Consider the following 4,761-nt stretch of genomic DNA (forward strand, 5'->3'; position numbering starts at 1 on the left):
GTCCAAGCGTGGCAACGCCAGCCTGCGCCAGATCCTCTACATGGCTGCCATGGGCCTGACCCGATCGAAAGGCGGCAAACCCCTTTACACGGCCATCCGCGAACGCGGCCACAGCAGTACCGCCAGCTTCAACATCCTGGCCAGAAAGCTGGCCAAGATCGCCTGGGGCGTCTTCAAGAGCGGTCGGGACTTTGATCCAGCCATGCTGAAAGTGGGTCAAGCCTGCTTCCAGCAGGCTTGACCACAAACATAGGATCTCGGCTCTACAGGACTCCGCGCTCAGCGGCGCACGTAATGCACGAAGCGGAAGGCGAAGGCATGGCGTTCGTCCGCTGCATGCGGCTCACTGCTCACCTCCTGCCAGTCACCCGGGTCCAACTCGGGGAAATGGGTGTCGGCCGGCACTTCGGCATCGACCCAGGTCAGGTACAGATCGCTGGCCTGGTCCAGCAGCTGATGGAAGATCTCGCCACCGCCGATGATGCACAGCTCGCTGGCGCCCTCGCCTTCTGCAATCGCTTTCGCCTCGTCCAGCGAGGCCACCGCACGCATGCCCTCGAACGGCACCTGGCCGCTGCGGGTCAGCACCAGGTTGGTCCGACCCGGCAGCACCCGTCCGATCGATTCGGCGGTCTTGCGCCCCATCAGGATCGGTTTGCCCAGGGTCAGCGCCTTGAAGTGCTTGAAGTCGTCCGGCAGGTGCCAGGGCATGGCATTGCCCTGGCCGATGCCGCGATTGCGGTCCAGCGCCACCACCATCGACAGCTTCATCGTACTCACACCGCCACCGGTGCCTTGATCGCCGGATGCGGATCGTAGCCGTCGATGCGGATGTCGTCGAACTGGAAGCCGAACAGATCGGTCACCTCCGGGTTCAACCACAGCGCCGGCAGCGCGCGCGGCTCACGCGACAACTGCTCGCGCGCCTGCTCGAAGTGGTTCGAATACAGGTGCGCGTCACCCAGCGTATGCACGAAGTCGCCCACGCCCAGGCCGGTGGCCTGCGCCACCATGTGGGTCAGCAGTGCGTAGCTGGCGATGTTGAACGGTACGCCGAGGAAGATGTCGCCACTGCGCTGATACAGCTGGCAGCTGAGCTTGCCGTCCACCACATAGAACTGGAACAAGTTGTGGCACGGCATCAGCGCCATCTGCGAGAGCTCGCCCACGTTCCAGGCACTGACCACCAGCCGCCGCGAATCCGGGTTGCGCTTGATCTCGTCCACCAGCCACTGCATCTGGTCGATGCTGCCGCCGTCGGCCGTGGCCCAGCTGCGCCACTGCTTGCCGTACACCGGGCCGAGGTCGCCGTTGTCGTCGGCCCACTCGTCCCAGATGCGCACCTGGTTGTCCTTGAGGTAACCGATGTTGGTATCGCCCTTCAGGAACCACAGCAGCTCATGGATGATCGAGCGCAGGTGCAGCTTCTTGGTGGTGACCAGCGGAAAGCCGTCGTTGAGGTTGAAGCGCATCTGCCAGCCGAACACGCTGCGGGTGCCGGTGCCGGTGCGGTCGCTCTTCTCCGCGCCATTTTCGAGCACGTGCGAGAGCAGGTCCAGGTAGGCCTTCATGCCTTGCCCTCCGCCACCACCAGCGGCTGCGGCTGCAGCACCGGCGCGCGGCGCGACATCACCAGCAGCACCAGCCCGAAGGCGATCAGCGGCACGCACAGGATCTGGCCCTTGGTCAGCCAGCCGAAGGCCACATAGACGCCGTTGTCGGGCATGCGCACGAACTCCACGGCGAAGCGGAAGATGCCGTACAGCAGCGCGAACAGGCCGCCGATGAGATAGCGATGGCGCGGCTTGGCCGACACCGTCCACAACACCACGAACATCACCAGCCCTTCCAGCAGCGCTTCATACAGCTGCGACGGGTGGCGGGCGAACGGGTTGAGCGCACCGCTGGCGAACTGCGACTGCAGGGTGGCGTGGTCGAGCTGGTTCAGCGGTGCCGGCAGGCCGGACGGGAACACCACGCCCCAGCTGCCGTCGGTGTACTTGCCCCACAGCTCGGCGCCGATGAAGTTGCCGATGCGGCCAAAACCCAGGCCCAGCGGCACCAGCGGCGCCATGAAATCCATGGTGTCGAAGAAGTGCAGCGCGTGCTTGCGCGACCACCACCAGCAGGCGGCGATCACACCCAGCAGGCCACCGTGGAAGCTCATGCCGCCGTCCCACACCTTGAACAGCAGCAGCGGGTTGTGCAGGAAATCGCCCAGCGCGTAGAACAGCATGTAGCCGATGCGGCCGCCCAGCACCACGCCGAGCATGGCGTAGAACAGCAGGTCGGAGAAGCCGTTGGCATCGACCCCCGGCAGGCGCCCGTCGGCGATCCGCTTGCGCCCCAGCAGCCAGGCGGCGGTGAAGCCGAGCAGGTACATGATGCCGTACCAGTGCACCTTGATCGGTCCCAACGAGAGGGCGATGGGGTCGATGTTGTGGAAATAGATCATGAAGGGCGCCTTGCAGGGATGCCGATATTCTAGCGCCGCCCGGGAGCGGCCTCGCGGCGGCCCCGGTCACGCGATTGCCGGGCTTCAGCCCAGGATCTGCGGCGTGTCCGGCAGGCCGTCCTGATCGGACCGCGCCGAGGCCGGAAAGTGCCCTTCCAGCAGGGTGGAAACCTCGTCGATGGCATCGCGCAGCGCCGCTACCGGCTGCGAACCGCGCAGGCCCTCACGCAGGTGGGTGCAGACCCGCTGCCATTGCTCGGGCGCGACCCGCCCCTGCAGGCCGCGGTCGGCGACGATCTCGATGGCATGGTCGGCCAGCAGCAGGTAGATCAGCACGCCGTTGTTGTGCGCGGTATCCCAGGTGCGCAGGCGGGCGAACGCATGCTCGGCCGCCTGCCGCGGGGTGACCTTGTGCCACAGCGCGTGCAGCGGCAGATCGGCCTCGACGGCGAACATCACCTGGCCGCCATGGCGCTGCTCGCCCGCGGCGATCGCCTCGGTGATCGCCTGCAGCGTGGCCGGCGGGAACGCGCGGCGTACCGATGGCGAAAACAGATGCCTGCACAGACGTTGGATCATCACCAGCCCCCCGACGCGCCGCCGCCGCCGGAACGGCCACCGCCGCCGCCCCAGCCGCCGCCACCGCCAAATCCACCACCGCCGCCGAAGCCGCCACCGCCCCAACTGCCTCCACCCCAACCGCCACCGCCAGCGAAACGCCCCGGATGGCCGGACAGCATCGCCACCACCAGGCCAACCACGCCCGCCAGGCCACTGGCCAGCAGTGTGGAGGTGAACAGGAAGGCAGCAACGGCCGCACCGGCGCCCCCCAGCAGGCCGCGCAGCGGACGTGGTACGCGTGAGAACACGCCACGCAGGATGCTGCCGGCGAACACGCCGATGAACAACGCCAGGAACCAGGTATCGCCGCCCTCGGGCGCACGCCCCTGCTGGCTGCTGACCGGCGCCGGCAGCGGTTCGCCGTCGATGATCTTCACCAGCATCGCCGTGGCGTCGGTGATGCCACCGGCATAGTCATTGGCGCGGAAACGTGGCACCAGGTACTCCTGGATCACCCGGTTGGCGATCGCATCGGGAATCGCGCCCTCCAGGCCATAACCCGGTTCGATGCGCACCCGCCGATCGTCCTTGGCCACCACCAGCAGCACGCCGTCATCCACGCCCTTACGGCCGATCTGCCATTGGTCGAACACGCGGGTGGTGTACTGGGCGATGTCTTCCGGCTGCGTGGTCGGCACCACCAGCACCTGCATCTGGCTGCCCTTGCGCTGCTGCAGGTCCAGCGCCTGCTGCACCAGCGCCTGCTTCTGCGCGGCATCCAGGGTGCCGGTGGTATCGACCACCGGCGAATCCAGCGCCGGGATCGGCGCCAGCGTCTGCGCCTGCACGCCCAACGGCAGCCACAACAGCAGGGCCAGCAGTGTGGCGGTCAGACGCATGGGTCAGTGGCCCGGGGCCGGGGCGGGCTGCTGCTGCGGCGCGTTGCCGAAATCAACCGCCGGCGCGTTGGAGATCTGCGCTTCGTTTTCCACGGTGAAGTTCGGCTTGGGCTGGTAGCCGAAGATCTTCGCGGTGATCAGCTGCGGGAACGAGCGGATGTAGGTGTTGTAGTCCTGCACCTGCTGGATGTAGCGGCCACGGGCGACGGTGATGCGGTTCTCGGTGCCTTCCAGCTGCGCCTGCAGATCGCGGAAGTTCTGGTCGGACTTGAGCACCGGGTAGTTCTCGGTGACCACCAGCAGGCGCGACAGCGCGCTACCCAGTTCGCCCTGGGCCTGCTGGAACTGCTTGAGCGAGGCTTCATCGTCGGCGTTGACGTTGATCTGGCCAACGCGCGAGCGGGCGTTGGTGACTTCGGTCAGCACGCGCTCTTCCTGGCTGGCGAAACCTTTCACGGTCTGCACCAGGTTCGGCACCAGGTCGGCACGGCGCTTGTACTGGTTGAGCACTTCGGACCAGCTGGCCTTGACCGCTTCGTCCTTCTGCTGGATGGCGTTGTAGCCGCAGCCGGACAGCAGGGAGGCCAGCAGCAACAGGGGAATGAGGCGGGTCAGCAGGCGCATGGCCAAGGCTCCGGGTGGACTGAGCGCCGAGCATGCCATGGTCGGTGTTAACGGGCGTGTGGAGAGTGTCGGTCATCGTCGGCCATCGGGCGCCGCCCCCTCCGCGGTGGTTGTGTCTGCTGGATATCGGGGTGGGGCGGGGGGGGGGGGGGGGGGGGGGGGGGGGGCCGGACCAGGCAGTAAAGGCGGGGGGCCCCACCCAACGCCGGCCCACCCCCCCCC

Annotated in this window: 6 protein-coding genes and 1 pseudogene; 1 reads left to right on the forward strand and 6 read right to left on the reverse strand. The window is 67.1% G+C overall.

The genetic code is table 11. The features are described from left to right. Window positions 1–241 (forward strand): annotated as a pseudogene (locus AC13GI_RS17740) (IS110 family transposase); the annotation flags it as partial. A gap of 38 nt (window positions 242–279) precedes the next feature. Here the strand turns inward: AC13GI_RS17740 and AC13GI_RS17745 are convergent. From AC13GI_RS17745 to AC13GI_RS17770, 6 genes are all read right to left on the reverse strand, one after another. Then, window positions 280–771 (reverse strand): dihydrofolate reductase, encoded by a 492-nt coding sequence (locus AC13GI_RS17745; RefSeq protein ID WP_482996978.1) that lies wholly within the window; start codon window positions 769–771, stop codon window positions 280–282. Between the two features lie 5 nt (window positions 772–776). Then, complete coding sequence (locus tag AC13GI_RS17750) at window positions 777–1,571, reverse strand: thymidylate synthase (RefSeq protein WP_482996951.1); 795 nt, start codon at window positions 1,569–1,571, stop codon at window positions 777–779. Beyond that, a complete protein-coding gene (gene lgt, locus AC13GI_RS17755; RefSeq protein WP_482996952.1) occupies window positions 1,568–2,455 on the reverse strand; it encodes a prolipoprotein diacylglyceryl transferase in 888 nt (295 codons plus the stop codon). Before lgt ends, AC13GI_RS17750 begins: the two co-directional genes overlap by 4 nt. A gap of 84 nt (window positions 2,456–2,539) precedes the next feature. Next, on the reverse strand, window positions 2,540–3,034 hold the full coding sequence (locus AC13GI_RS17760) for a TPM domain-containing protein (RefSeq protein ID WP_180166788.1): 495 nt from the start codon (window positions 3,032–3,034) through the stop codon (window positions 2,540–2,542). Next, a complete protein-coding gene (locus tag AC13GI_RS17765) occupies window positions 3,034–3,915 on the reverse strand; it encodes a TPM domain-containing protein (protein WP_482996953.1) in 882 nt (293 codons plus the stop codon). Before AC13GI_RS17765 ends, AC13GI_RS17760 begins: the two co-directional genes overlap by 1 nt. Before the next feature lie 3 nt (window positions 3,916–3,918). Next, entirely contained in the window at window positions 3,919–4,539 is a 621-nt protein-coding gene (locus tag AC13GI_RS17770) for a LemA family protein (RefSeq protein ID WP_025877902.1), read from the reverse strand. Between the last annotated feature and the right edge of the window lie 222 nt (window positions 4,540–4,761).

The organism is Stenotrophomonas sp. 82F1 (genome assembly GCF_056861525.1).

What these genes read in the sequence shown, in the direction of transcription:
- AC13GI_RS17745 (WP_482996978.1), bottom strand. Translation starts at nt 771, where the DNA reads ATGAAGCTGTCGATGGTGGTGGCGCTGGACCGCAATCGCGGCATCGGC.
- AC13GI_RS17750 (WP_482996951.1), bottom strand. Translation starts at nt 1,571, where the DNA reads ATGAAGGCCTACCTGGACCTGCTCTCGCACGTGCTCGAAAATGGCGCG.
- lgt (WP_482996952.1), bottom strand. Translation starts at nt 2,455, where the DNA reads ATGATCTATTTCCACAACATCGACCCCATCGCCCTCTCGTTGGGACCG.
- AC13GI_RS17760 (WP_180166788.1), bottom strand. Translation starts at nt 3,034, where the DNA reads ATGATCCAACGTCTGTGCAGGCATCTGTTTTCGCCATCGGTACGCCGC.
- AC13GI_RS17765 (WP_482996953.1), bottom strand. Translation starts at nt 3,915, where the DNA reads ATGCGTCTGACCGCCACACTGCTGGCCCTGCTGTTGTGGCTGCCGTTG.
- AC13GI_RS17770 (WP_025877902.1), bottom strand. Translation starts at nt 4,539, where the DNA reads ATGCGCCTGCTGACCCGCCTCATTCCCCTGTTGCTGCTGGCCTCCCTG.